This window comes from Streptomyces sp. NPDC002467, from assembly GCF_042889825.1.
Classification (GTDB): Bacteria; Actinomycetota; Actinomycetes; order Streptomycetales; family Streptomycetaceae; genus Streptomyces.
In genome coordinates, this window is sequence record NZ_JBIARJ010000001.1 from 539,809 (window position 1) to 565,192 (window position 25,384).

23 protein-coding genes and 1 pseudogene are annotated in these 25,384 nt (G+C 71.0%); 8 read left to right on the plus strand and 16 right to left on the minus strand.

Annotated elements, in window-relative coordinates; genetic code table 11:
- Nucleotides 1-15: 15 nt before the first annotated feature.
- Both ACFYYJ_RS02520 and ACFYYJ_RS02525 read left to right on the plus strand, forming a co-directional pair.
- Nucleotides 16-735: an ABC transporter permease gene (locus ACFYYJ_RS02520; RefSeq protein WP_385125717.1), complete on the plus strand. Its 720-nt coding sequence runs from the start codon at nucleotides 16-18 to the stop codon at nucleotides 733-735.
- 83 nt (nucleotides 736-818) lie between these two features.
- Nucleotides 819-1,469, plus strand: coding sequence for a rhomboid-like protein (locus ACFYYJ_RS02525; RefSeq protein ID WP_385125715.1), 651 nt, complete (start codon nucleotides 819-821; stop codon nucleotides 1,467-1,469).
- 89 nt (nucleotides 1,470-1,558) lie between these two features.
- Here ACFYYJ_RS02525 and ACFYYJ_RS02530 read toward each other — a convergent pair whose 3' ends face one another.
- Together ACFYYJ_RS02530 and ACFYYJ_RS02535 are read right to left on the minus strand one after the other, a co-directional pair.
- Nucleotides 1,559-2,209: a response regulator gene (locus ACFYYJ_RS02530; protein WP_385125713.1), complete on the minus strand. Its 651-nt coding sequence runs from the start codon at nucleotides 2,207-2,209 to the stop codon at nucleotides 1,559-1,561.
- 10 nt (nucleotides 2,210-2,219) lie between these two features.
- A complete protein-coding gene (locus ACFYYJ_RS02535) occupies nucleotides 2,220-3,209 on the minus strand; it encodes a sensor histidine kinase (RefSeq protein WP_389127845.1) in 990 nt (329 codons plus the stop codon).
- Between the two features lie 162 nt (nucleotides 3,210-3,371).
- Here ACFYYJ_RS02535 and ACFYYJ_RS02540 point away from each other — a divergent pair, with 162 nt between their 5' ends.
- Nucleotides 3,372-3,935, plus strand: coding sequence for a hypothetical protein (locus tag ACFYYJ_RS02540; protein WP_389127847.1), 564 nt, complete (start codon nucleotides 3,372-3,374; stop codon nucleotides 3,933-3,935).
- A 138-nt stretch (nucleotides 3,936-4,073) separates the two neighbouring features.
- Here ACFYYJ_RS02540 and ACFYYJ_RS02545 read toward each other — a convergent pair whose 3' ends face one another.
- From ACFYYJ_RS02545 to ACFYYJ_RS02585, 9 genes are all read right to left on the minus strand, one after another.
- Nucleotides 4,074-4,886, minus strand: coding sequence for an HAD family hydrolase (locus ACFYYJ_RS02545; RefSeq protein WP_385357523.1), 813 nt, complete (start codon nucleotides 4,884-4,886; stop codon nucleotides 4,074-4,076).
- Entirely contained in the window at nucleotides 4,883-6,160 is a 1,278-nt protein-coding gene (gene serS, locus ACFYYJ_RS02550) for a serine--tRNA ligase (protein WP_385125705.1), read from the minus strand. The genes ACFYYJ_RS02545 and serS overlap by 4 nt, the downstream gene beginning before the upstream one ends.
- 525 nt (nucleotides 6,161-6,685) lie before the next feature.
- Nucleotides 6,686-7,621 carry a prephenate dehydratase gene (gene pheA / locus ACFYYJ_RS02555; protein WP_384751482.1) on the minus strand — a complete coding sequence of 312 codons (936 nt, stop codon included), beginning with the start codon at nucleotides 7,619-7,621 and terminating at the stop codon, nucleotides 6,686-6,688.
- Nucleotides 7,622-7,663: 42 nt separating this feature from the next.
- On the minus strand, nucleotides 7,664-9,022 hold the full coding sequence (gene efeB / locus ACFYYJ_RS02560; RefSeq protein WP_389127850.1) for an iron uptake transporter deferrochelatase/peroxidase subunit: 1,359 nt from the start codon (nucleotides 9,020-9,022) through the stop codon (nucleotides 7,664-7,666).
- Nucleotides 8,947-10,905 carry a copper resistance CopC/CopD family protein gene (locus ACFYYJ_RS02565; RefSeq protein ID WP_389127852.1) on the minus strand — a complete coding sequence of 653 codons (1,959 nt, stop codon included), beginning with the start codon at nucleotides 10,903-10,905 and terminating at the stop codon, nucleotides 8,947-8,949. Before ACFYYJ_RS02565 ends, efeB begins: the two co-directional genes overlap by 76 nt.
- Nucleotides 10,906-10,933: 28 nt before the next feature.
- Nucleotides 10,934-11,425, minus strand: coding sequence for a copper chaperone PCu(A)C (locus ACFYYJ_RS02570; protein WP_389127854.1), 492 nt, complete (start codon nucleotides 11,423-11,425; stop codon nucleotides 10,934-10,936).
- Complete coding sequence (locus tag ACFYYJ_RS02575; protein ID WP_385125697.1) at nucleotides 11,422-12,075, minus strand: SCO family protein; 654 nt, start codon at nucleotides 12,073-12,075, stop codon at nucleotides 11,422-11,424. The genes ACFYYJ_RS02570 and ACFYYJ_RS02575 overlap by 4 nt, the downstream gene beginning before the upstream one ends.
- Before the next feature lie 39 nt (nucleotides 12,076-12,114).
- Nucleotides 12,115-12,834, minus strand: coding sequence for a YcnI family protein (locus ACFYYJ_RS02580; RefSeq protein ID WP_385125695.1), 720 nt, complete (start codon nucleotides 12,832-12,834; stop codon nucleotides 12,115-12,117).
- A 110-nt stretch (nucleotides 12,835-12,944) separates the two neighbouring features.
- On the minus strand, nucleotides 12,945-13,775 hold the full coding sequence (locus ACFYYJ_RS02585; protein ID WP_389127856.1) for a hypothetical protein: 831 nt from the start codon (nucleotides 13,773-13,775) through the stop codon (nucleotides 12,945-12,947).
- Nucleotides 13,776-13,995: 220 nt separating this feature from the next.
- On the opposite strand from ACFYYJ_RS02585, the gene ACFYYJ_RS02590 reads away from it, so the two are divergent.
- Nucleotides 13,996-14,439 carry an ATP-binding protein gene (locus ACFYYJ_RS02590; RefSeq protein WP_389127858.1) on the plus strand — a complete coding sequence of 148 codons (444 nt, stop codon included), beginning with the start codon at nucleotides 13,996-13,998 and terminating at the stop codon, nucleotides 14,437-14,439.
- A gap of 104 nt (nucleotides 14,440-14,543) precedes the next feature.
- Here ACFYYJ_RS02590 and ACFYYJ_RS02595 read toward each other — a convergent pair whose 3' ends face one another.
- The gene (locus ACFYYJ_RS02595) at nucleotides 14,544-16,010 is read right to left on the minus strand and encodes an aminopeptidase P family protein (protein WP_385125689.1); all 1,467 of its coding nucleotides are present in this window, start codon (nucleotides 16,008-16,010) and stop codon (nucleotides 14,544-14,546) included.
- A gap of 179 nt (nucleotides 16,011-16,189) precedes the next feature.
- Complete coding sequence (locus ACFYYJ_RS02600; RefSeq protein WP_389127861.1) at nucleotides 16,190-17,749, minus strand: PP2C family protein-serine/threonine phosphatase; 1,560 nt, start codon at nucleotides 17,747-17,749, stop codon at nucleotides 16,190-16,192.
- A gap of 386 nt (nucleotides 17,750-18,135) precedes the next feature.
- On the opposite strand from ACFYYJ_RS02600, the gene ACFYYJ_RS02605 reads away from it, so the two are divergent.
- Nucleotides 18,136-18,837: a bifunctional DNA primase/polymerase gene (locus tag ACFYYJ_RS02605; protein ID WP_385357505.1), complete on the plus strand. Its 702-nt coding sequence runs from the start codon at nucleotides 18,136-18,138 to the stop codon at nucleotides 18,835-18,837.
- A 90-nt stretch (nucleotides 18,838-18,927) separates the two neighbouring features.
- A complete protein-coding gene (locus tag ACFYYJ_RS02610; RefSeq protein WP_385125683.1) occupies nucleotides 18,928-19,521 on the plus strand; it encodes a hypothetical protein in 594 nt (197 codons plus the stop codon).
- 193 nt (nucleotides 19,522-19,714) lie between these two features.
- Here the strand turns inward: ACFYYJ_RS02610 and ACFYYJ_RS02615 are convergent, their stop codons facing one another.
- The 3 genes and pseudogenes from ACFYYJ_RS02615 to ACFYYJ_RS02625 form a co-directional block, all read right to left on the minus strand.
- Nucleotides 19,715-20,689 carry a DUF5926 family protein gene (locus tag ACFYYJ_RS02615; RefSeq protein ID WP_385125680.1) on the minus strand — a complete coding sequence of 325 codons (975 nt, stop codon included), beginning with the start codon at nucleotides 20,687-20,689 and terminating at the stop codon, nucleotides 19,715-19,717.
- A gap of 269 nt (nucleotides 20,690-20,958) precedes the next feature.
- Nucleotides 20,959-21,560: pseudogene (locus ACFYYJ_RS02620) on the minus strand (ATP-binding protein).
- An 85-nt stretch (nucleotides 21,561-21,645) separates the two neighbouring features.
- Nucleotides 21,646-22,446 (minus strand): glycerophosphodiester phosphodiesterase, encoded by an 801-nt coding sequence (locus ACFYYJ_RS02625; protein ID WP_385125677.1) that lies wholly within the window; start codon nucleotides 22,444-22,446, stop codon nucleotides 21,646-21,648.
- Between the two features lie 237 nt (nucleotides 22,447-22,683).
- On the opposite strand from ACFYYJ_RS02625, the gene ACFYYJ_RS02630 reads away from it, so the two are divergent.
- Both ACFYYJ_RS02630 and ACFYYJ_RS02635 read left to right on the plus strand, forming a co-directional pair.
- Complete coding sequence (locus ACFYYJ_RS02630; protein ID WP_389127864.1) at nucleotides 22,684-24,288, plus strand: trypsin-like peptidase domain-containing protein; 1,605 nt, start codon at nucleotides 22,684-22,686, stop codon at nucleotides 24,286-24,288.
- 148 nt (nucleotides 24,289-24,436) lie between these two features.
- Nucleotides 24,437-25,342: a LysR family transcriptional regulator gene (locus ACFYYJ_RS02635; protein WP_384587505.1), complete on the plus strand. Its 906-nt coding sequence runs from the start codon at nucleotides 24,437-24,439 to the stop codon at nucleotides 25,340-25,342.
- Nucleotides 25,343-25,384: the final 42 nt, after the last annotated feature.

Below are 25,384 nucleotides of genomic sequence, written 5' to 3' on the forward strand. Positions count from 1 at the left end.
AAGGAGCTGGCACCCATGTACGACCCCACCGTCGCCCGGCTCACCTACCGGGCCCTGCTCGGCCGACGCCGCGCAATGATCCTCTTCGCGCTGCCCGCCCTGCTGATCGTCATCGCGATCGCCGTGCGCGCCTTCGCCGGAGTGGACGACAAGGTCGCGGCCGACCTCCTCGGAAGCTTCGCCCTCGCCACCATGGTTCCGTTGATCGGCGTCATCGCCGGTACCGGTGCCATCGGACCCGAGATCGACGACGGCTCGATCGTCTACCTGCTCGCCAAGCCGGTGAAGCGCCCGACGATCATCATGACCAAGCTGACCGTGGCCATCGCCGTCACCATGGCCTTCTCCGCGATCCCCACCCTGATCGCCGGATTCATCCTCAACGGCAACGGCCAGCAGATCGCCGTCGCCTACACCATCGCCGCCCTCGTCGCCTCGATCGCCTACAGCGCGCTGTTCCTGCTGCTGGGCACCGTCAGCCGGCACGCGGTCGTCTTCGGCCTGGTCTACGCCCTGATCTGGGAGTCCCTCTTCGGTAGCCTGGTCTCCGGTGCCAAGACCCTCAGCGTCCAGCAGTGGGCCCTCGCCCTCGCGGAGAAGGTCGCCGGACCCGGCTACGTGGACGCCACCGTCGCCCTGCCCACCGCCGCGATCCTGCTCGCCGCGGTCACCGTGGGCGCCACCGTCTACGCCGGCCAGAAGCTGCGCCGCCTCACCCTGGCGGGCGAGGAGTAGACCCGCGAAAACGCTTCGTCCGCTGTGCCCCGCCCGGCCCATTCGGCCAGGCGGGGCACAGGTTTTGGGGCCATGATCGGGTCATGATGGAGCAGAGCGACCCGGAGCCGTCCAGGCCACTGAGGTCCTGGATACGTTCCTCCCCCGGAACGCACATATGGCTGCTCATCATCGCCGTCACCAGCATCGTCGTGGCGATCGCCCCCGACCGGGTCGAGCACGTCCTGCTCCACCGCAACAGCAGCAACATCCACCAGCTCGTCAAGTACCCGATTCGGGCGCTCCTCAGCAGCGCGTTCTGGATCGAGGACCCGGCCTCACTCGCCCTGTACGCCGTGCTCTTCGAGGTCTTCCACGCCCCCGTCGAACGCTGGCTCGGCACCCTGCGCTGGCTCGCGATCGTCGCGACCGCCCATGTCGTCGCCACCCTGATCAGCCAGAAGGTCCTGTTGACGGCCATCCAGGCCCACGAGGCTCCGCGCAGCATGACCCACGTCGTCGACATCGGCGTCAGCTACGGACTCGCGGCCTCCGTCGGAGTCCTCACGTACCGGATCCCCAGCCCCTGGCGATGGTTCTACCTCGCCGGAGCGGTCGCCTTCTTCGGGATCCCCCTCGTCACCGGCGGCAACTTCACCGACCTCGGCCACGCCATCTCGCTTGCTGTCGGGCTGCTTGCCTGGCCCCTCACCCGCCATGTCGTTTCACGTGAAACCGGGTCACGTTTCACGTGAAACCGGGTCACGTTTCACGTGAAACACGACCGGTCGCCCTCTGTGTCCGCGGCGAGCGATCAGTCGGCCTATGTGTCCGCGGCGAGCGGCTACTCGCCCTCCGTGTCCGCGGTGACCAGCCCGTGCTCCCACGCCCAAGCGGCGATCCCCACCCGGTTGCGCGCCCCGAGCTTCGACTGGACGTTCGCGATGTGGGTCTTCGCCGTCCCCGCGCTGATGAACAGCTCCGCCCCGATCTCCGCGTTCGTCAGCCCCCGCGCCACCAGTCGTACGATCTCCAACTCCCGCCCCGTCAGCGGATGGGCCGCGGGTCGGGCGACCGGACCCGCCTGGGTCAGCCGGCTCAGCAGCCGCACCGTGATCTGCGGACTGATCAGCGTGTCCCCGGCCATCGCCGCCCGTACGCCCTCGATCAGCAGCGCCGGGCCCGACCGCTTCAGCAGGAAGCCGCAGGCACCGTTGCGCAGCGCGGTCTGCACGTACTCGTCCAGGTCGAAGGTGGTCACCACCACCACCCGGGTCTGCGGGGCGAGCAGCCGCGTCACCTCCAGCCCGTCCAGGCGCGGCATCCGGATGTCCGCCAGCACCACGTCCGGCCGCAGCTCACGGGCCAGCGCCACCGCGCTCTCCCCGTCCCCCGCCTCGCCCACCACGGTCATGTCCGGCTGTGAGTCCAGGATCAGCCGGAAACCGCTGCGGATGTCCTCTTGATCGTCGGCTATCAGGATGCGTGTGGTCACGCCGCCATGATCACCCGAGAGGGTGCCCCTGTGTCGGGAAGACCGCACAAACCCGCCACCCGCCGTCCGGGTCCGGACCGGCCGACAGGGTCCCGCCGACCGCTTCCACCCGCCCGCGCAGCCCGGCCAGCCCGGTCCCGCCCCGCCTCCGGCCGGTCAGCAGCCCGCCCCCGCCGCGAGGGGTCGCGGAGTTGGCCACGCTGAGTTCCACGCCGCCCTCCGCCCGGCTCACGGCCACCCGCACCGCGACGGCCCCGGCCGCGTGCCGGCGTACGTTCGTCAGGGCCTCCACGGCCACCCGGTACGCGGTGGTGTCCGCCTCCCGTGAGAGCTCCCGTAGCGCCTCCGGGTCGGCCTCCAGTGTCCCGCCCTCGAACCGCTCCACGACCGACGGGAGTTCGGCGAGCCCCGGCACCGGGTCGGTCGGACCGCCCGAGGCCTCCCGGAGCGCGTGCACGGTCCGGTCCAGTGACTCCAGCGCGCTCAGCCCCGCCGCCTCGATGCGTTCGAGCGCCCGGACCGCGTGACCGGGATCCTGCGCGGCCACGAACCGGGCGGCCTGGGCCTGCACGACGATCGCGCTCACGTCGTGGGCCACGAAGTCGTGCAGATCGCGCGCCAGTTCGACCTGCTGGTCGCGGCGCGCGTCCCGTACGGCCCGCCGCATCAGTCTCCACTGGTGGCGCAGATGGCAGCCGAGGCCGACCGCACCGAAGGCGGGCACCGCCCAGAAGGCCGCGGCCCCGCACACCTCCAGCCACGAACCGTCCGCCCACACCATCGGGACCGGCCACAACGCCACGGCCGCCACGCCCAGGGCGCCCGCGAGGCTCCCGGACCGTACCGGGGACCACCGGGCCACCAGGGCCAGCAGCGGCAGCAGGACGGCCATCCACGCCAGCGTCCAGGTGTTCGGCAGCCCCACGGCCGAACCGGCCAGGGACAGCAGGCTCGCCACGGCCAGCGCGGGGGCGCAGAACGCTCTCGGTCGCAAGGTCACGCTCCGACCCTACGAGCCGACCCACCCCTTCGGAATCCGCCGATCGGCAGATCCCGCGGCGGCCGCCCGCTCCCACGTCATGCCGATCGGCAGATGGTTCCGACGGGCCGGCCCGACCAGGCTTGAGTCATCACCGACGGCCTTCCGAAAGGGACTTGGACGATGACCACGCTCTCCACCACACCCGCCGCACCCACCGAGCGCGTCCGCGCCACATCCACCGTTCCCGGCGTGAGCCGCCCGGTCGGCTGGGCCGCCCACGCGGCCGCCCTCACCCTCCTGCCCAGCGGACTGTGGAGGATCGCCATCGCGGTCGGCATCGACGTCGGCTGGGGACCGGGGAGCGGCCTGGAGGCCGAACTGTTCCCCGGCGTGTGGTCCTTCTACCTGGTCGGTCTCAGCATCTTCGCCGAATGTCTCGGCCTGCTCACCCTCGGCCTCGTCCAGCGCTGGGGCGAGGTGCTGCCCGGCTGGGTCCCGTGGCTCGGCAACCGCCGGATCCCGCCCCTCGCCGCGGTCGTCCCCGCGGCCCTCGGAGCGACCGCCGTGACCACGCTCGGCGTGCTCGGCCTGTTCACCTGGGGCTCCAACATGGCCGATGCGAACGCCCCCACCGGCGCCGACTGGTGGCTCATGACCCTCTGCTACGCGCCGTTGGTGCTCTGGGGCCCGCTGCTCGGGGTCGTCACCGCCGCCTACTGGCGCCGCCGCCGGCTCCTCGGCTGATGCGCCGAAATTCGCTGGTAAGGGGCTTCCGACAGGGGCACAGTTGGTCGTGCGGGGAGCAACAAAAGGTCCGGGACAGCCACTTCGAGCGCGCCTCACGGCGCGGGCTGTCCCGGACCTCTCGTACGTCCGTACCGGTTACGCGGCGCCCAGCAGGCGCTCCAGCACCACCGCGATGCCGTCCTCCTCGTTGGAGGTCGTCACCTCGTCGGCGACCGCCTTGAGTTCCGCGTGGGCGTTGGCCATGGCCACCCCGTGCGCGGCCCAGCCGAACATCGGGATGTCGTTGGGCATGTCGCCGAAGGCGATGGTGTCCGCCGCCTTCACTTTCAGCCGGCGGGCGGCGAGCGACAGCCCGGTGGCCTTGGTCAGCCCCAGCGGCAGGATCTCCACGATGCCCGGACCGGCCATCACGATGTCGACCAGGCTGCCCACGGTCTGCCGGGCCACCTGGACGAGCGCGTCGTCGCCCAGCCCGGGGTGTTGGATGTACAGCTTGTTCAGCGGGGCCGTCCACATGGCGGCGGTGTCCTCCAGGTAGAGGGCCGGGAGGCCCTCCTGCACCTGGTAGCCAGGCCCGAAGAGGACCTCGCCGTCGACCCCGTCTCGGCTGGCGGCCAGGGCCAGCGGACCGATCTCCGCCTCGATCTTCGACAGCGCCAGCCCGGCCAGCTGCCGGTCCAGCGTGACCGAGGTCAGCAGCCGGTGCGCACCGGCGTCGTAGACCTGCGCGCCCTGCCCGCACACGGCGATCCCCTTGTAGCCGAGGTCGTCCAGCACGTTCCGGGTCCAGGGCACGGCCCGGCCGGTGACGATGATGTGCGCCGCGCCCGCCGCGGTGGCCGCGGCGAGCGCTTCACGGGTGCGCTCCGAGACGGTGTCGTCGCCACGCAGCAGCGTGCCGTCGAGATCGGTCGCGACGAGTTTGTACGGGAACGGGACCGGGCTCACTTGTTGATCGGCTCCAGGACCTCGCGGCCGCCGAGGTACGGACGCAGCACCTCGGGCACCCGCACGGAACCGTCCGCCTGCTGGTGGTTCTCCAGGATCGCGACGATCGTGCGCGGTACGGCGCACAGCGTGCCGTTCAGCGTGGCCAGCGGCTGGGTCTTCTTGCCGTCCCGGTAGCGGATCGACAGTCGGCGGGCCTGGAACCCGTCGCAGTTCGAGGCGGAGGTCAGCTCGCGGTACTTGCCCTGCGTCGGGATCCACGCCTCGCAGTCGAACTTGCGGGAGGCGGAGGCGCCCAGGTCACCGGTGGCCACGTCGATCACCTGGAAGGGCAGCTCCAGGCTGGTCAGCCACTGCTTCTCCCACTCCAGGAGCCGCTGGTGCTCGGCCTCGGCGTCCTCCGGCGCGACGTACGAGAACATCTCGACCTTGTCGAACTGGTGGACGCGGAAGATGCCGCGGGTGTCCTTGCCGTACGTACCGGCCTCACGGCGGAAGCACGGCGAGAAGCCGGCGTACCGCAGCGGAAGCTTGTCCGCGTCGATGATCTCGTCCATGTGGTACGCGGCGAGCGGGACCTCGGAGGTGCCGACCAGGTAGTAGTCGTCCTTCTCCAGGTGGTACACGTTCTCCGCGGCCTGACCGAGGAAACCGGTGCCCTCCATGGCGCGCGGGCGGACCAGCGCCGGGGTCAGCATCGGGATGAAGCCCGCGGCGGTGGCCTGCGCGATCGCCGCGTTGACCAGGGCGAGCTCCAGCAGGGCGCCCACACCGGTCAGGTAGTAGAAGCGCGAGCCCGACACCTTCGCGCCGCGCTCGACGTCGATGGCGCCCAGCGACTCGCCGAGCTCCAGGTGGTCCTTGGGCTCGAAGCCCTCGGCGGCGAAGTCGCGGATGGTGCCGTGCGTCTCCCGGACGACGAAGTCCTCTTCGCCGCCGACGGGGACGTCCTCGTGGACGATGTTGCCGAGCTTGAGGAGCAACTGCTTCGCGACCTCGTCGGCCTCGTTCTGCTCGGCCTCGGCCGCCTTGACGTCCTGCTTGAGCTGCTCGGCCTTCTTGAGCAGCTCGGCACGCTCCTCGGGGGAGGCCTTGGGGATGAGCTTGCCCAGCGACTTCTGCTCATTGCGCAGTTCGTCGAAGCGCATGCCCGACGACCTGCGGCGCTCGTCGGCGGAGAGCAGTGCGTCGACGAGTTCGACGTCCTCCCCACGGGCGCGCTGCGAGGCGCGGACACGGTCAGGGTCTTCACGGAGCAGCCGGAGGTCAATCACCCCTCCAGGCTACCGGGCTGGGGTTCCTGGGATCACACCGATATCACGCTGCGTGTCGCTATGTCCTAATTGCGGCGAAAGGATAAGTCTTGGCGGGCGGCCGGAAGTGATCGTTCCCCGGCGGTCGATAAAAGCGGCCCATTCCCCGAAAAGGGACAGGGGTCGACCTGGCGGTCGACCCCTGAGCAGGGCCGGAGCCCTTCCTTGTCCACAGGAATTCACAGCCGGCCGATCTTATCCACAGGCTGTGCGCTGCGTCTGTGGACACGGGAATAGATCATTCCCGATCGGTGGGCGACCAAGGTGAATCAGGGTTCAAACCGCCCTCACACACTCATTCGGGTGGGAATGACTCGCCCCAAAGAGTTGATCGGTGATACGGGGGTGACGCCGTTCACCTTCCGCTCTCCAGCGCGAAACCTGAGCCCTGCGACCGATATGTCGACCTTGTCGTGCCGCTCTGTCGACTTGTCCCCAGGTTCACGCCTCGACCTGTGGATAACTCTGTGGACAGTGGACGGCGGGCTACGCGCGGCCGTCGAGGCAGCGAGTCAGCCAGTCGGAGGCGTCCGTGAAGTCACCGTCGGAGGTCCCCGGCCTGGGCGCGCCGACGTCACCCAGAGCGACACCCGCCCGTGGGTAGGAACCGAGGAAGCGGACCTGGGGACAGGTCCTCTTGAGCCCCATGAGCGCCTCCCCGACCCTCCGGTCGGAGATGTGTCCCTCGGCGTCGACGGCGAAGCAGTAGTTGCCGATGCCGGCACCGGTCGGGCGGGACTGGATCAGCATCAGATTGACCCCGCGCACGGCGAACTCCTGGAGGAGCTCCAGCAGCGCACCGGGACGGTCGTCGCCCATCCACAGCACGACGGAGGTCTTGTCGGCGCCCGTCGGGGCGGCCGGCCGGGCCGGGCGTCCGACGAGCACGAACCGGGTCTCGGCGTTCTCCGCGTCGTGGATCTCGGTGACGAGCGGTACGAGCCCGTAGGTGGCGGCCGCGAACTCGCCGGCGAAGGCCGCGTCGAAACGGCCCTCCTGGACGAGCCGGGCGCCGTCGGCGTTGGAGGCCGCCGATTCCCACACCGCGTCCGGCAGGTTCGCCCGCAGCCAGTTGCGCACCTGCGGCTGGGCCACCGGGTGCCCCGTGACGGTCTTGACGTCTGACAGCGCCGTACCGGGCCGCACGAGCAGCGCGAAGGCGATGGGCAGCAGCACTTCGCGGTAGATCATCAGGGGTTCGCCGGAGGCGAGCTCGTCAAGGGTGGCGGTGACCCCGCCCTCGACCGAGTTCTCGATCGGGACGAGGGCGGCGGCGGCCTCGCCGTTGCGCACGGCGTCCAGGGCCGCCGGAACGGACACCATCGGGACGAGCTCCCGGGTGGCGGCTTCCGGGAGCGTACGCAGGGCGGCTTCGGTGAAGGTGCCCTCGGGACCGAGATACGTGAAGCGGGTGGCCGACATGCGGTCAGCCTAATGCCGCGGTGCCCGCCCCCGTGGTGCCGTTCACCCTTCGAGCAGCCGCTGTCCCACGTACTCCCCGGAGCGCGGGCCGGGGGGCGCGGCGTACAGGCCGCTGGACTCGTGCCGGATGAACTCCGACAGCGCGTCGCCGCGGTCGAGCTTGCGCTGGACGGGTACGAATCCGCGCAGCGGATCGGCCTGCCAGCAGATGAAGAGGAGCCCCGCGTCGGGGGTGCCGTCGGCGGCGATCCCGTCGTGGAAGGAGAAGGGGCGCCGCAGCATGGCGGCCCCGCCGTTCTGCGCGGGGGCGGAGATCCGCGCATGGGCGTTGGACGGGATGACGGGTTTGCCGTCGGCCCCGAACTTGTTCAGGTCCAGCGGGGTGGTCTCGGTGCCGCCCGTCAGCGGGGCACCGGTGGCCTTGGTGCGGCCGATGACCTGCTCCTGCTGTGCGAGCGACTGCTTGTCCCAGTCGTCCAGGAGCATGCGGATGCGCCGGACGACGGCGTACGAGCCTCCCGCCATCCACGCGTGTTCCGCCGGTCCGGGGCCCGCGGCGGGAACGAAGATCCGCTTGTCGAAGTCGGGCTGCGCGGGCTTCGGGTTGCCCGTGCCGTCGATCTGGCCCATCAGGTTGCGGGCGGTCATCGGGGTGCCGGTGGCACCGGGAGACCGGTTGAAGCCGTTCATCTGCCAGCGGACTTTGGCGGCGTCCCCCGCGTCCTTCTGCAGGGCGCGCAGGGCGTGGAAGGCGACGAGTCCGTCGTTCGAGCCGATCTGGATCCACAGGTCGCCGTTGCTGCGCTGGGGGTCGAGCCGGTCGGAGGAGAAGTCCGGGAGCGGGTCGAGGGCCGTGGGGCGCCGGGCCGTGAGACCGGTCCGGTCGAAGAAGGAGTGGCCGAAGCCGAAGGTGACGGTGAGGGACGACGGGCCGGCGTCGAGGGCGATGCCGCTGTCGGAGTTCGGGGCGGTCTCGCCCGCCATCAGCCGCCGGGCCGTCTCGGACCAGCGCCGCAGCAGCGCCGCCGCCTCGGTACGGCCGGCGCCCGCGGCGAGGTCGAAGGCGAGGACGTGGCCCTTGGCCTGGAGGGGGGTGGTGATGCCGGCCTGGTGGTCCCCGTCGAAGGCGACCTGGGTGGCACCCAGGGAGGACAGGCTCCCGGATGCGCCCGCGGGGGAGCCGGGAGCGGAGTCGGTGAGCGCGGAGTGCGCGAGGGCGCCGCCCGCTGCGCCCAGCGCCAGCCCCGCGGCGCCTGCGGCACCGACGGTGCCCAGCAGCCGGCGCCGGGAGATCTCGATGTCGGAGTTGCTCTCGGTCACGCTGTTCAGCCGATCTTCACGTTCTTCTGGACGGTCGTCTGGTCGATGTCGGAGGTGCGGACGGTCACGTCGATGCGCCATTCGCCGGCGAGCGGCAGTTGGACTCCGGACGCGGTCCAGTGTCCCGGAGTGGCGTGGTCGGGGACGAGCGGCAGGGGGCCGATGTCCTTGGCGGGGAGGGTGAAGGCGATCTTGACCTCGGGGAGGTCGAGGGGCTTGCCGTCCTCGGAGTCGGCCCACAGGTGCAGGGTGTTGGCACCGACCCGGCCCGGGTCGAGCTCCAGCCGGACGGATCCCTTGCCGTTCGGACCGCCGGTGTCGAACGGCAGGGTGATCTTGACCGCCCGGTCGGGGACGGCGGGGGCGGCGGAACCGCGGGCTGCCTCCCGTTCTACGGTGCGCCCGGGCTCGGTGCTGGTGAGGACCGTGGTGACGGCGAGCAGGATCACGGCGACGGCGGCCTCTGCGAGGACGGAACGACGCAGGCCCACGCGGTCCGTGTCCGCGTTGCGGACCAGCTTCTCGCGGGCGTTCTCGCGGGCGGCTCGCTGGCGGGCGAGCTGGGCGGCCCGCTTGGGGTCGGCCGGGACGGTGACGGCCTCGGTTTCACGTGAAACATCGGTGGTCGCTGCGACGGCGGTGGCCGTTTCACGTGAAACGTCGGCGAGCCGGCCGGTCCACTTGCGGGACACGTAGGCGAGGGCGACGAGGACGGCGACCAGGCCGACCTTCAGGAGCAGCAGCCGGCCGTAGTCCGTTCCGGTCAGTGCGGACCAGCTGCCGATCTGGCGCCATGACTGGTAGACGCCGGTGACGGCCAGGGCCAGGACGCTGACGAAGGCGACCTTGGAGAAGCGCTGGACGGCGGCCCGCTCGATCCCGGGGACCTTGTGGAGGGCGATGAGCAGGGCGGCGAGACCGCCCAGCCAGGTGGCCGCGGCCAGCAGGTGAACGATGTCGACGGGCATGGCGAGGCCGGGCTGGATGCCGGTCGAAGCGTGCTCTGACAGGGCCCAGGTGGCGGCGATGCCGGCGGAGACGACCGTGCCGCCGATGGCCAGGCCGAAGGTGAGGTCGTCGGTGTCCCGGGTCCCCTCCGATTCTTCCGTCGAGTCCTCCGCGGTGTTTTCGGATTCCTTCTGGCGGCGGGCGTAGACGCCGAGGAGGACCGCGATGAAGAGGGCGGCCGCGCCCAGCAGGAGCAGCCGGGAGACGAGGGAGGCGCCGGTTTTGGTCGCCAGGACGGCCCGCAACCCGTCGAGGTCGAAGGCGTCGGCGAACTTCCCGGACCCGGTGTAGGGGGTGCGGAGCACGAGCATCACGAGGGTGGCGGCGGTCAGGGTGACCCAGGCCCGGACGACGAGCTTCTGGAGCGGCCGCTGCGCCGCACCCCGGCGCCAGCACAACAGGATGAAGGCGGCCGCACCGACGAGGACGGTGAAGCCGGCGTAGGCGGCGTAACGGGCGATCCCGTAGGCGATGCCCACCGGGCCTCCGCCCGCTTGCTGGGCGGCCGGCTTGACGGTGGTCGCGGAGGGGGCGCCGATGGAGAAGGTGAACGCACCGGAGATGGGGTGGCTGTCGGCGGAGACGGCCTGCCAGGCGACGGTGTACGTCCCGTTGGGCAGGCCGCTGCGCAGGGCGGTGCCGTAGCGGACGGTGTTTCCGCTGCACAGGTCGCGCAGTTCGCCGGTGTCCACGCGCTTGCCCTGGGGGTCCAGGATGCGGATGGAGTCGCCGCCCATGGCGACCTGCTCGGAGAAGGAGAGCGTGACCTGGGCGGGGGCCGTGGCGACCACCGCCCCGTCCTTGGGGTCGCTCGCGGTGAGTGCTGCGTGTGCCGTGGCCGGGGCGGCCGCGGTGAACAGGGTTGCCAGCAGGGCTGCGAGGACCAGCGTGAGCCGCGGCAGGAGAGCCGTGGCGCGGACGCGGGCCGCGGAGGGGGCGGGGGCGGTGGTCGTCATGGCGTGTCAGTCCCTCGGTGCGGGTCCGTCAGTGACCGTTGCTGTTCTGGGCGTTGTACGTCCGTTCCTTCACGTCCAGCTCGACCTTGACCGGGTCGGCCTTCTCGAAGTGCAGCTCGACCGTGACCTTGTCGCCGACCTTCGGGGTGTTCTTGAGGCCCATGAACATGACGTGGTTGCCGCCGCGCGCCAGAGCGAGTTCGCCGTTGGCAGGCACGTCCATCGAGTGGACCTGCTGCATCTTCTGGTCCTTCGTCTCGTGGATCTGGAGATCGTCGGAGAGCGGGGAGGTGACGCCGGTCAGCTTGTCGGCGGTCTTGGAGTCGTTCTTGATGACCATGAACGCGCCGGCCATCTTGTCGTTGACGGGCTCGGGCATGTACCCGCCGCTGACCGTCATCTTCGGCTTGCCGTCGGCGGAGTCGGCGGAGCCGCCTGAGTCGGAGGAGCAGCCTGATATGGCGAGCGCTGCCGTCAGGGAGAGGGCGGCGGCGAGGGTGCGGGTGGTGCGGGCGTTCACGGGTTCTCTCCCTTGATGATCTTCGGCAGGTCCTTGGTGTAGTCGTCGACGGTGGCGCCCTCGCCGTAGAGGACGTAGCCCTCGTCGGTCTTGGGCGAGAACGCGATGACCTGGGCGCCGTGCATGGAGACGACGCTGCCGTCGGCCTCCTTCTTGGCTGCCTCGATACCGATGCCGAGCGTGCGCGCGGCGGCCTGGATGGTGGCGAAGTCCCCGGTGAGTCCGACGAACGCCGGGTCCTGGGACTTGAGCCACGCGCCGAGGGATTCGGGAGTGTCCCGGTCGGGGTCGGTGGTGACGAACACGACCTGGAGCTTGTCCTGGTCGGCCTTGGGGAGTGCCTTCTTGGCGACGGCGATGTTGCTCATCGTCAGGGGGCACACGTCGGGGCAGTTGGTGTAGCCGAAGTAGATCAGCGTGGGTCGGCCCTTGGTCTGCTCGCGCAGGTTCCACGGCTTGCCGGTGGTGTCCGTGAGGACGAGTTCCGGCTTGGTGAAGGGTCGGTCGAGAACGGTCGCGGCCTTCGCGCTGCTCTGGCCGCCGGAGATCTGGGTGACCCCGCCGGGCTTGGTGGGCTCGCTGCCGCAGGCCGTCAGGGTGAGTGAGGCCGCCGCGAGGAGGGCGGCGACCGTCACACGTGTGGTGCGCATGGAAGAGGTGTCCCTGTGATCGGGGATGGTTCGGACGGGTCAGGAGGAGCGGCGGCGCGAGGCGACGCCGAAGGCGACACCGCCGAGCCCGACGAGGATGCCGGCGATGCCGAGGGCGCGCGCCGTGTTGTCGGCGCCGTGCTCGGAGCCCGCCTCGTCGTGGCCGTGGGCGTCCTTGTCCGTCTTCGCGTCCTTGGCGTTCTTGTCGTCGTGGTGGTCGTCCGCGCCCTTGGCGGCGGTCAGCTTCAGGACGGGCGCCGGGTTCTGCGGTTCCGCGGCGCCTTCCTTGGCCTCCTCGATCCAGCGGACGACCTCGCCGTTGTCGTAGGTCTGGATGGACTTGAAGACCATCTGGTCGGCGTTCTCGGGCAGCTTGCCGACGGAAACCGGGAACTGCTGGAACTTGCCGGCCTCGATCTTGCCGCCGGTCCAGGTCACCTTGGTGACGACCTCGTTGATCTGCTTGCCGTGGACGGTGAGCGGCTTGTCGAGCTTGGTCTTCTCGACGGTGGACGTCCAGCCGGGGATGTCCTGCGGCATGACGGAGGTCAGCGGCTGGTCGATCGGGAAGTTGACCTCCAGCTGGGTGGTGGAGGCGTTGTCGCGCTCGTTGGGGACCTTGAAGTTGAGGGTCGCGTAGCCACCCTTGGCGGCCTCTCCGATGGGCTGTACGCCGACGTGGGCGAAGGCGGTACCGGACAGGACGAGGACGGTACCGGCGGCGAGGGCGGCGGCGAAGGAGACGCGAGAGGTCTTCATGGCAGAAACACTCCACGGAAGCAGTGGTGACGTCGGCTCCGCGCACGGGTGCACGCGGAGTTCGCGGCACCGGTGTTCCCGTCGGGTGTCGGGGGAAGGCGGGTGCCGCGTCAGGCTGCGAGGGCGAGCGCCGTGGGCGGCCCGCGCCTGATCACCGTGTGCTGGAGTGCCTCACGGCCGGTGGCGGCGGTGGGGTCGGTCCCGGTCCGCGGGGCCTGCCGGGCCGGGGACGGCGCGACAGCGAGCCCGGTCCCGAGGGCCCGTACGAGGGCCAGCGCGACGCGCAGCGGTCGTACCGGGCCGCCTTCGGCGGAGAGCCGGGACAGTTCGAGGAGCCGGGAGAGCGCGGCATCGCCGCGGCCGAGCAGCCAGCCGGCGGCGAGCGCCGCCAGCAGGTGGCCGACGAGCATGCCCGGGGTGAGCAGCGCGGTGGCGGGTCCGCCGGTGGCGGCATGGGCCAGGTGCGCGTGCCCGACGTGGCCCTGTGCGGCGAGGTCCCCGGCCTGTACGGCCAGTGCCGCCGGGTCCAGGCCGGCGCTCTCCAGGACTTGCCGGGCGTCGGCCGGGCTGAGCGGTACGGAGTTGCCCCCGCACACCAGGCGGGCGGCGAGCGCGGCGAGCGAGGCGTCGCCGGTGGCGGCGCCGACCGGTGCCTGCTCGGCGGCGGCGCTGTGCTGGCCGAGGCCGAACAGCGTGTGCAGGGCCAGTTGTCCGGTGGCGAGCGCGGCGGTGATGCCGGGCAGTGTGCGGCGGCGTCCCGCGAGCGGGGCCGCGACCGCGAGGACGGCGACGAAGCCGACGCACAGCGACCACCAGGGCACGGTGGCGCAGGACGCCAGGGCGTGCCCGGCCCCGGACAGCACGACACAGACCGCGGTGAACACCGCGGCCCGGATCATCCGGAGGCCGGCTCCGGAGTGTGTCGTGTGGGGGGCAGTCATGGCCGGGCCATCATCGCACTGGGCTTGGGCGGTTCATACGGCAGGTCCGGAAGGTCCCTTGAGTCCGCTCTGGGGATGGCTCGAGGCCGGTCCGCGGAGGGGGCCGGGTGCCCGCATACACCGCTGCTCGGGAGAGTCGCCATCGGCCGAACGGGGGCATTGCGTGTCCGGGTGCCTGCGGAGCGCTTACGACCGCTCGCGGGCGGCAATACGTAACCGTATGAGCATCTGGTGGTCTCTCCACTTGAGGCGCGAAGCCGCGAGCGTGCCGCTCGCCAGGCGACTGCTGCTCGGGACGATGGAGACCGCGGGGGTGGACCCGGACATCTCCTTCGACCTCTCCGTGGCCCTGGGCGAGGCGTGTGCGAACGCGGTGGAGCACGGAGGGCACGGCGATCTTCCGCACGAGGCCGAGGCGTACCACGTCACGGCCTATCTGGATGGGGACCGCTGTCGCATCGAGGTGAGCGATTCGGGGCCGGGTTTTCCCGCCGCGACGGTGGCCCGTCGCAGACCCTCCCTGGCCGAGAGCGGCCGGGGTTTGCACCTGATCGCGGAGCTGGCCGACCACGTCCGTTTTCGCAACCGGCCGGGCCGGGGTGCGGTGGTCAGCTTCGACAAGATGCTGAAGTGGCGCGACGACTCGCTGCTCAAGGTCTCCTAGGCCGTTTCGGAGAGGCCGGTCCCGGGCTCGGCTCGGTGCGTGACGTGCCGGTGGGCGGGACCCCGTACGGGATCCCGCCCACCAGGACGTGCGGAAGGGGGGCGTCAGCCCTTGAGGCGTGCCATCCAGGCCTCGACCTCGACCGAGGTGCGGGGGAGCCCGGCCGACAGGTTCCGGTTGCCTTCCTCGGTGACGAGGATGTCGTCCTCGATCCGGACGCCGATGCCGCGGTACTCCTCGGGCACGGTCAGGTCGTCGGCCTGGAAGTACAGGCCGGGCTCGACGGTCAGGCACACGCCCGGCTCCAGCGTGCCGTCGACGTACGCCTCGGTGCGTGCGGCGGCGCAGTCGTGGACGTCCATGCCGAGCATGTGGCCGGTGCCGTGGAGGGTCCAGCGGCGCTGCAGGCCGAGCTCCAGGACGCGCTCGACCGGGCCCTCCAGCAGGCCCCACTCGACGAGCTTCTCGGCCAGCACGTGCTGGGAGGCGTCATGGAAGTCGCGGAACTTCGCGCCCGGCTTGACGGCGGCGATGCCGGCTTCCTGGGACTCGTAGACCGCGTCGTAGATCTTGCGCTGGATGTCGGTGTACGTGCCGTTGATCGGCAGCGTGCGCGTGACGTCGGCGGTGTAGAGGGAGTGGGTCTCCACGCCGGCGTCGAGCAGCAGCAGGTCGCCGGAGCGGACGTCGCCGTCGTTGCGGACCCAGTGCAGGGTGCAGGCGTGCGGGCCGGCGGCGCAGATGGAGCCGTAGCCGACGTCGTTGCCCTCGACGCGGGCGCGCAGGAAGAAGGTGCCCTCGATGTAGCGCTCGGAGGTGGCCTCCGCCTTGTCGAGGACCTTCACGACGTCCTCGAAGCCGCGGACGGTGGAGTCGACGGCCTTCTGCAGCTCGCCGATCTCGAACTCGTCCTTCACGGCGCGGGCCTCGGAGAGGTAGACGCGCAGTTCCTCGTCGCGCTCCTTGGTCACCTTGTCGGTGAGGGCGGACTCGATGACGGCGTCGTGGCCGCGTACGTTGCGGACCGGGCCCTCGGCCTCGGTCAGGGCCTCGGCGAGCTCGCGCACGTCCTTGGCCGGGATGCCCAGGAGCTGCTCGGCCTCGGCGAGCGAGTGGCGGCGGCCGACCCACAGCTCGCCCTGGCCGGAGAGCCAGAACTCGCCGTTCTCGCGGTTGGAGCGGGGGAGCAGGTAGATCGTGGCGGTGTGCCCGGTCTCTCCCGAGGGCTCCAGGACGAGGACGCCGTTCTCGGTCTGGTCGCCGGTGAGGTAGGCGTACTCGGTCGAGGCACGGAAGGGGTACTCCGTGTCGTTCGAGCGGGTCTTCAGACGGCCGGCGGGGACGACGAGGCGCTCGCCGGGGAAGCGGGCGGACAGCGCGGCGCGGCGGGCGGCGGTGTGCGCGGCTTGGGCGATGGGCTCCAGCCCGTGCAGCTCGGTGTCGGCCCAGCCGGTGCGCATGCTTTCCGCGAGTTCGTCGCTGACGCCCGGGTACAGACCGTTCTTGCGCTGCTTGTGCGTCTTCTTGGGCTGCTCTTCTTCCGGGGTCTCCGGGGTGAGCTCGTCAGCCACGTCTTCTCCTCAGCTACGACAGACACGGACCTGGGTGTGGACCCCATCCATCGTATGTGTGAGCGGAAGGCCCCCGGAGACTCTGTGCCATATCGCACAAATGGCAGCAAATACCCAATGCTCGCAAATAGCGACATTCGGGTCAGTCGGCGGGGGCGCCCGTCACGGAGCGCTCCGGATCATTCGAAGCGAGCGGCGAGCAGTACGACGTCCTCGGGTGCGTCCTCCAGCTCCGTTCCGGGCAGCAGGGTCCGCAGGATGTGGTCGCAGATCGCTCCCGGATCCTCCCGGGCGATCCGGGGGACCCCGGCGGCCGCGGCATGCAGCCGGGCGTAGGCGCGGTCCATCGGGTCACCGGTACGGCGCAGCAGTCCGTCCGTGTACAGCAGCACCGTTTCTCCGGCGGCGGGCTCGATCTCCACGCTCGGCGCCTCCCAGCAGGAGAGCATGCCGAGCGGTGCGGAGAGGGAGGTCTCGACGTACTCGGTGCGGCGCTCGCCGATGAGGAGCGGCGGGGTGTGCCCGGCGCCGGCCAGGATGATCTTGCTCGGCTGCCCCCCGCCGGGTCCGCCCGCAGGCTCGCAGTACGCGAAGAGCGCGGTCGCCGAGCGTGCGGGCTCGGTCAGGCGCAGCAGCAGCTCCAGGTCGGACAGGACCGCGACCGGGTCCTCGCCCTCCATGACGGCGTACGCGCGCAGGGAGGCGCGCAGCCGTCCCATGGCGGCGATGGCGCTCGGTCCGGAGCCGGTGACGGAGCCGACGGCCAGTCCGAGGGCGCCTTCCGGCAGCGGCAGGGCGTCGTACCAGTCGCCTCCGCCGAACGGTCCCGTGTGGTGGCGGGCCGCGAGCTGGACGCCGGGGATCCGGGGCAGCCGGCTGGGCAGCAGTTCCTCGGCGACGGTGGCCAGGCGGGAGCGGGAGCGCTCGACGTCCAGCATCCTGGCCAGGTGCTCGGCGGCGTGCCGCACGTAGAGCCCGACGAGGTCGCGCTGGCGGTCGTTCGGCTCGGCCTGCTCGTCGTAGAGCCAGACGGCCGCTCCGAGCAGGCCGGTCGCCTCGGCGGTCAGCGGCAGCGCGTAGCTGGCGGCGTAACCGAGGCGGGCGGCGACCTCGCGGTGGCGGGGGTCGAGGGGGGTGGCGAAGCCCCCGGTGCCGGCGGGCGCGTCCGGTTCGGGGAGCACCTCGGAGCCGCCGTGGGCGTCGGGCAGTCCGTCGAGGATCCGCCCGTACGAGGTCGCGCTGCGCGGCACTGTCTCGATGTGGCCGAGGTCGGCGTGGCCCAGGCCGAGGCCGATCGTGGTGGTGGGGCCGAGTCCGTCGGAGGGCTCCAGGACGACCAGCCCGCGGCGGGCTCCGACGAGGGAGGCTCCGGCCCTCAGGAACTCGTGGAGCGAGGCGTCGAGACCGCTGGTGCGGGCGATGCGCTCGGTGAGTTCGTGGAGCGTGGTGAGGTCCGAGACCATGCCCGCGAGCCGGTCCTGGATGAGGCTGCCCGGGGCGGCCGCGGCGGGCGGCGCTGCCTGGGCGGGGGTGGTCCGCGCGGGTGTCGGCGCAGCAGTGTGCGGTGACGCGGTAACTGCTGGATCGATTCCAGCCACTTTCGGCAGATGCGGAGCGTTCACGGCGTCCGCCTTTCCACCTGGTGCGATTCGCCATATAGCATCGCAAACCCCCAGATCGTGCTGCGTCGCCATCAAGGAATCCACATCTACACGCACACACGGATCCATGTCCAGCATTGCCCAGGTGGGAATCCTGGTGTCCGTGGGACGGCAACTCGCTGTCCGGCCAAGGCTAGAACTTGGCTGGAAAAAGCTGGAACCGGACGGTTTTTACGATCGACTGGACGGGCCCGGCGAGGGGTCCGGGTACGTAACCGGTAGCGCCCGGGGCCAGTTGGAACCGCTCGGCGCAGGTCGCCGTCCTTAGCGGCGGCAGCCGGTCTCGCTGCCGGCGCGGGTCGAGCTCCAAGCTCGCCGGACGTTTGATGGACCCGTAAGACGACTGCACGAGCCGTGTGAACCTGCTTCTGGTGGACAGTGACGCGAAACGTGTACGTGTGGTGAGACACCCGTTACGTGGTGTGATGTGGCCCTCGGCGTTCAACGGAAAGGAACGAGCGCTCATGCGCGAGATCCTCGGAAGGCGTCTCCAGCGGCTCCGCGACCGCTTTCGATCCCTGCGACCCGACCCCGGACGGACCGCCGCCCCGCCGGCCCTCCTCGACGCGGCGCTCCACTGCGCCACCGTCCGGCAGTGGCCCGTCCTGCCCGGCGTCGGCCGGTCCGCCGCGGACGGTTCGCGCTGTGCCTGTCCCGACCCCGACTGCGTCGTTCCCGGTGCGCATCCCTTCGACCCGGGGCTGCTCGCCGCCACCACCGACCCCCGGATGGTGGCCTGGTGGTGGACGCGGCGGCCCGCCGCTCCCGTGCTCCTGGCCACGGGCGGGACGGCCCCGTGCGCGGTGAGCCTGCCGGCCGGCGCGGCGGCGCGTGCGCTCGTACGGCTGGACGCGCAAGGGCTGCGGCTGGGGCCGGTCGTGGCCACGCAGACGCGTTGGTCGGTGTTGGTGGCGCCGTATTCGCTGGAGCGGCTGGGCGAACTGCTCTACGCCAAGGACCACGTGCCCTCCTCGCTTCGCTTCCACGGCGAGGGCGGGTACTTGCTGCTGCCGCCCTCGGCCGCGTCCAGCGGTGGACCGGTGCGCTGGGAGCGGGAGCCGGGCGCGGGTGGCGATCTGCATCTGCCCGAAGTCGAGGCGGTCGTGGACGCGCTGGTCGAGGCGAGCAGCGGTGCACCCGGCGGCGGCAGCAGACTTGCGTACTGATCACTCGTACGGGTGTCGGCGGGGCGGGTTTCCACGGGAATTGGGCGCGGGCATCTCCGGGCCCCATTCCCGCATCGCTATCTTCGGCGAATGAATCTCCGCCTGATCGGTATCGGCGCCGGTGTGTTGATCATCCTGTCCCTCCCACTCGCGGGAGCGATCGCCGGGCCGGATTTTGCCGGTCAGGACGACGGAAAAGGCGGCGGCCTGTTCTCGACGCTGGGCCTTTCGGACTCCTCGAAGGGGTCTTCCCGTTCTCACGGGTCTTCCGCGGGGGCTCCGCGCGACGCGGCACCCGGTGCCGCCGGGCAGCAGCCCGGGCCGTCCGTCGCGCCGCGTTCCGACGCGCGCTGCGGTCCCGAACTGTCCTCGCCGCACGGGGTGGAGGCGCAGACCTGCGTCCTGGTGGGCGAGGGGCAGACGTGGGGCCGTAGTTACTACCGGAACACGAGTGGTCGTGCACTGGATGCCGTGCTGACGGTGATGGGTCCGGCGGGGCGCACCGTGCAGATCCGCTGCGTGGTCGGCGCGGGGGACGAACCGGGGCTGTGCGAAACGCCGAGGGAGACCTCTTCCGGGGCGCCGGACGGCTACTCGGCCGTTGCGGAATTTGCACTTCCGGATGACGAAGGGAAGCTGTTGCTGCGGTCCGGGAGCAACTCACCGGCACCGGGTGACGGTTGAGCACCGCCTGAAAAACAAGGGCCCGGTCGCTGGCGACGGGGGATGCACCAGCGACCGGGCTACAAGAACGGTAACAAGAGATCGCCTGTTCGCAAATTCGATCTCCGATATTCAGACACCGATTTGCAGACGATTAGCGGGAGTTGTGACTCCTGTCACCGGGTCCGCGCGGGGCGCGGGGGCGGGCGGAGCGTCAGCTGAGGGTCACCTGACGGTTGGTGAGCCCGCCGCGCGCGCGGCGCTCCTCCGTGGTCAGCGGTGCGTCCGTGGCCAGGGCCCCGGCCAGCCGCTCCGCGAACTCCGCCGCGGGCTTCTCCACGTCGTCCGCCGTGACACCGGTGGGCAGGTCCCAGACGGGGACCATCAGGCCGTGCGCGCGGAAGGACCCGACGAGCTTCGTGCCCTCGCCGAGCGAGGAGGTGCCGGCCGCGTGCAGCCGCGCGAGGGCGTCGAGCAGCTTCTCCTCGGCGTGCGGCATGACCCAGCGCAGGTGGTTCTTGTCCGGGGTCTCGCACCAGTAGGCCGCGTCCACACCGGTCAGCTTGACGGTGGGAATGGCGGCGGCGTTGGCGCGCTCCAGCGAGGCGGCGATCTCCGGGGAGGCGTTCTGAGCGCTCTCCGATTCCGGAATCCAGAATTCGAAGCCGGTGTGCACAACCGGCTCGAAACCGCCGTCGGCGTCCAGGAGATCCTGAAGTCGCGGACCCTCGGCGGGAACCCGGCGGGCCGGCACGGGAGTACCCGGTTCGGCGGCGAGCGCGCGCTCCAGCGTGTCGGCCAGGTCGCGGCCGAGGTCCCCGCTGGAGGATTCGTTCTGCAGGCCGAGGAGGACGGAACCGTCCTCGCGGCGCAGGGCCGGCCAGGCCATGGGCAGTACGGTCACCAGCGTCACGGAGGGAACGCCCTCGGGCAGCCCGCCCTTGAGTGTCAGCGGCACGGTGGCCGCGGGCACGAGTTCGCGCAGCGCGACCCAGTCGCACTCGCCCGGCAGGCCCTCGAAGGGGCGCCGTACGTGTTCGGTGACGGCGTGCGCGGCGGCTGCGCCGTGGCATGCCTTGTAGCGGCGCCCGGATCCGCAGGGGCAGGGCTCGCGGGCGCCCACCACGGGGATTTCGCCGTTGTCGAGCTGCGGCTTTGCAGTCTTGGCTGCGGGGCGCTTCTTGGCCATCGTGGGTGTCTCCCGGTTGCGGCGGTACGGCGTCGTGTCTGGGCGCGAGCCTAGCCGTTCGTACCGCCGGAACCGGTGGGTGCGGCCGGGAGCACGGTCGGCGTGCGCTCCCGGACGGCCGCTTGTCTCTTCCCGCGTGGTCCAGTTGTCTTCGAGCGGTGTTCTGTTGGTTTTCGGTTGTGTCGATCTGTTGTCGTGTTGCTTCGTGTCGTGTCGTCTGTCGTGTCGTATGTCGTATGTCGCGCTGTGCGTCGTGCCGTGTGCCGCCTTCAGAGATCGAGATCGTCGAAGGCGGTGCCGAAGTCGATCGCCGGGGCCGCAACGCGCGTAGCGAAATCCTCGTGCCGGGGCCCGCAGGCAACGATCACCCACACGGTGACCTCACCCGCCGCTCCGTCCCGGACACCCCAGTCCTGGGCGAGGGCGCTGATGATGTTCAGCCCCCGGCCGCCGCGCGCGGTGACCGAGGGCGTGGCCGGAACGGGGCGAGTGGGACCGCCCCCGTCCGTGACCTCGACCGTCAGTCGCCCCGCTGTGTCGAAGCGCCATGCGGCGCGTATCTCCCCGTCCCCGACTTCCCGAGCGCCCAGCGGCCTGCCGTGTCGGCATGCGTTGCTGAGCAGTTCGGAAAGGATCAGTACGGCATCGTCCACGACCGATTCGGACACCCCGCTGATGCGCAGTTGCTCACGCATCCGGTGTCTCGCCTCGCCCACGCCCGCAGGACCATGGCGTACATCCATGTACGACGACGTGGGCACTTCCTGTGCCACCACCAACGCCACCCCCGGAACCTCCTTAGCCCCACGCATGGTCTGGATGCCCCAATGGCCTGGACCGGAAACCGCCGGCGCGGGGCCCTCTGACGCATTCGCACCGGCCGAATGCGGAGCGGATGCGCCGGTGCACACCCTGTTACGAATGGGGTGTGGGTGGCGAGTGGGCAAATGGGGACGTCAGCGGCCCAGTTGGGACAGAACCTGACGGGGTCTGTTCGTGATGATTGCTTCCACGCCGAGATCAGCGCAGAGCTGAACGTCTTCGGGATCGTTCACGGTCCATACGTGTACGGAGTGGCCCGCGTTCTGCAGCTTGCGGATGTAGCCGGGGTGGTTGCGTACGATCCGCATCCCCGGCCCCGCGATGTGGACGCCGACCGGCAGCCGCCCGTCCCGCATGCGGGGCGAGATGAACTGCATCAGGTACACGGTCGGGATCGTCGGGGCCGCCGCCCTCACCCGGTGCAGGGAGCGTGCCGAGAAGCTCATGACGCGGACCGGGTGCGGCCCCTCCAAGGGTGGGGTGTCCAGGCCGAAGCGCTTCAGGAGGAAGAGGAGGCGCTCCTCCACCTGTCCGGCCCAGCGGGTCGGGTGTTTCGTCTCGATCGCCAGCTGGACGGGCCGGCCGGCGTCGGAAACGAGTTCCAGGAGCCGCTCCAGGGTGAGGACGGAGGTCCGCTCGGGGTCCGCGTCCCAGTCGGGGGACTCCTCTCGGTCCTTCCAGGAGCCGAAGTCGAGGGCGGCGAGGTCGGCGAGCTCCAGGGCGGAGACGGCGCCGCGGCCGTTGGAGGTGCGGTTCACCCGGCGGTCGTGCACCAGGACCAGATGGCCGTCGGCGGTCAGCCGGACGTCGCATTCGAGGGCGTCCGCGCCGTCGTCGATGGCCCTGCGGTAGGCGGCCAGCGTGTGCTCGGGCGCGTCCTCCGAGGCTCCCCGGTGGGCGACGACCTGGATGGGGTGCGGCGTTGCGTGGGTCACCGGGTCATGGTGCCACCGCGGGAGCCCCCGGCGTCGAGGTCCAGTCCTGCGAATGTGTCGAAAATGTCGGATATAAAGAATGGGGAGAGACGCACAGGTCCGGCTTACAGTGCTCTGACGGGTGATGGGAAAGGCTTTGCCCAGGAACTTGTGTGGCCAGTCGAACGTTCAGTCGGACCGACTGACACGAGATGTGCCGAAGATTTCTGAAGCCGTGTGTGACGAGGAGAGAGCGCTGTGAGCACCGAGAACGAGGGCACCGCGGCCCCCAAGCAGCCCGCGGCGCCGTCCGCACCACCTGCTCAGGCCTCCGAGACCCAGGCGGCGGAGTCCGCGGCGGCCCCGCGGCCCGCCGACGCGCCGCCGGCGGCCCCGGCCACCGAGCCCGTCCCGGAGACTTCCGCGGCCGTGCCCGCCGCCGAGCCGGTGACCCAGCAGCTTCCGCCCACCGCCCCGGCGCCGGGCACCGAGCACACCCAGCAGCTTCCGCCCACCCCGCCGGCCGAGGCCCCGTCGCACCCCGCCCCCGGCTACGGCCAGGCCCCCGCGACCCCCGCGCCGGGCTACGAGCAGGCCCCCGCCGCCCCCGCCCCGGCCGCGCACGGCGCCGAGGTCTGGCCGCCGGCGCCGCCGGCCGTGCCTGCGTACGGCATGGGCGGCGGCCAGGGCGGCCACGGCGGCTGGGGTGCTCCCCCGATGGCGGACGGCGCCCCGCAGGGCAAGCCCAAGGGCAGGGGCGGCCTGATCGCGGGCGTGCTCGTGGCGGCCCTCATCGCGGGCGGCATCGGCGGCGGCGTCGGCTACTGGGCCGCGGACCGCAGCAACAACGGCACCGGCTCGACCACGATCTCCGCAGGCAACACCCCGAAGGACGTCAAGCGCGAGGCCGGTTCGATCGCGGGCCTGGCCGCCGCCGCGCTGCCGAGCGTCGTCACCATCGAGGCCTCGGCCGGCGACGGCGAGGGCGGTACCGGCACCGGCTTCGTCTACGACCAGCAGGGCCACATCCTCACGAACAACCACGTGGTGGCCTCCGCCGCCAACGGCGGCAAGCTCTCCGCGACCTTCTCCGACGGCAAGAAGTACGAGGCCGAGGTCGTCGGCCGGGCCCAGGGCTACGACGTGGCCGTCCTCAAGCTGAAGAACCCGCCGGCCGGCCTCAAGCCGCTTGCCCTCGGCGACTCCGAGAACGTCGCGGTCGGCGACCCGACCATCGCGATCGGCGCCCCCTTCGGTCTGTCGAACACGGTCACCACCGGCATCGTCAGCGCCAAGAACCGTCCCGTCGCCTCCGGTGACGGCTCCGGCGGCAAGAACTCGTACATGAGCGCGCTCCAGACCGACGCCTCGATCAACCCGGGCAACTCCGGCGGTCCGCTGCTCGACGGGCGCGGCGCCGTCATCGGCATCAACTCCGCCATCCAGTCGGCCGGCAACGGCGGCTTCGGCGGCGGCCAGGCCGGTTCCATCGGCCTCGGCTTCGCCATCCCGATCAACCAGGCGAAGAACGTCGCCGAGTCCCTGATCAAGACGGGCAAGCCGGTCTACCCGGTGATCTCGGTCTCCGTGGACCTTCAGGCCAAGGCCGAGGGCGCCAAGATCTCCGAGCAGGGCGCGGCCGCCAACGAACTGGTGGACCCGAACGGCCCCGCCGGCAAGGCGGGCCTCAAGCCCGGCGACATCATCACCGCGTTCGGCGGCAAGCCCGTCGACAGCGGTCCGACCCTGATCAGCATGATCTGGACGTACAAGCCCGGCGACACCGTGAAGCTCACCTACCTGCGCGGCGGCAAGCCGACCACGGTGGACATCACGCTCGGGTCGCGGGTCGGCGACAAGTAGGCCGGAGGGCCCGCTGTCGCAGCCGCGGCAGCGGCCCGATGGATCTCCTGGGCCTGCTGTGCTTCTCAGGTCTGATGGGCCTGATGGAGAGGGGCCGTAGGCGGAATTCCGGCTACGGCCCCTCCCAACGTCCGCTTATGCTTCGCTGGTGTTCGATTCCCGGCACATACGGACGTTCCACCAAGTGGTCGCCTCCGGTTCCTATTCGGCGGCCGCGCGCGTCCTGGGGTACACCCAGCCCGCCATCACCCAGCAGATGAAGGCGCTGGAACGCGCCGTCGGAACCCCGCTGTTCACCCGCGTCGGCCGCAGGATGCAGCTCACCGAGGCCGGCGAGTCCCTGTCCCGGCACGCGGAGACGATCCTCGGCAGCCTGTCCGCCGCCGAGGCCCAGCTGAAGGCGTACGCGCGTCTGCGCACCGGGCGCGTACGGCTCTGCGGCTTCCCCAGCGCCAACGCCACCCTGGTCCCGGAGGCCCTGAGCGGGCTGGCCAAGGACCACCCGGGCGTGCAGGTCGAACTGCTGGAGGGGGAGCCCCCTGAGTCGCTGCGCCGACTGGAGCGCGGGGAGTGCGACATCACCCTGGCCTTCACCTATCCCGGGCTGCACGAGGAGATCCCGGAGGAGGTGACCGAGGTCAGGCTGCTGGAGGACCAGCTGACCGTGTTGCTCCCCACCGGCCATCCGCTGGCCCGGCGCAGGGCCGTGCACCTGGCCGACCTCGCCGAGGAGCGGTGGATCGCCGGCTGTCCGCGCTGCCGGGCCAACCTGCTGCACGAGTGCGCGGAGCTGGGCTTCGTACCGGACGTCCGCTTCGCGACCGACGACAACCTGGTGGTGCAGAGCCTGGTCGCGCAGGGCCTGGGCGTGGCGATGATGCCCGCGCTGGTCCTGCCGTCCCTCTCGCTCAGCAAGGTCTGCGGGCGGGCGCTGGAGCCGGCCGCACGCCGCCACATCTCCGCCTACGTGTACCGGGACCACCTGCGCATCCCGGCGACGGCCGTGGTCCTCGACGCACTCAAGCAGGTGGCGGCGAACCGCGTGGGCTGCTGACCCGACCTCGCCCAACCCATAAGCAGCGCTTGGGATTTCGGG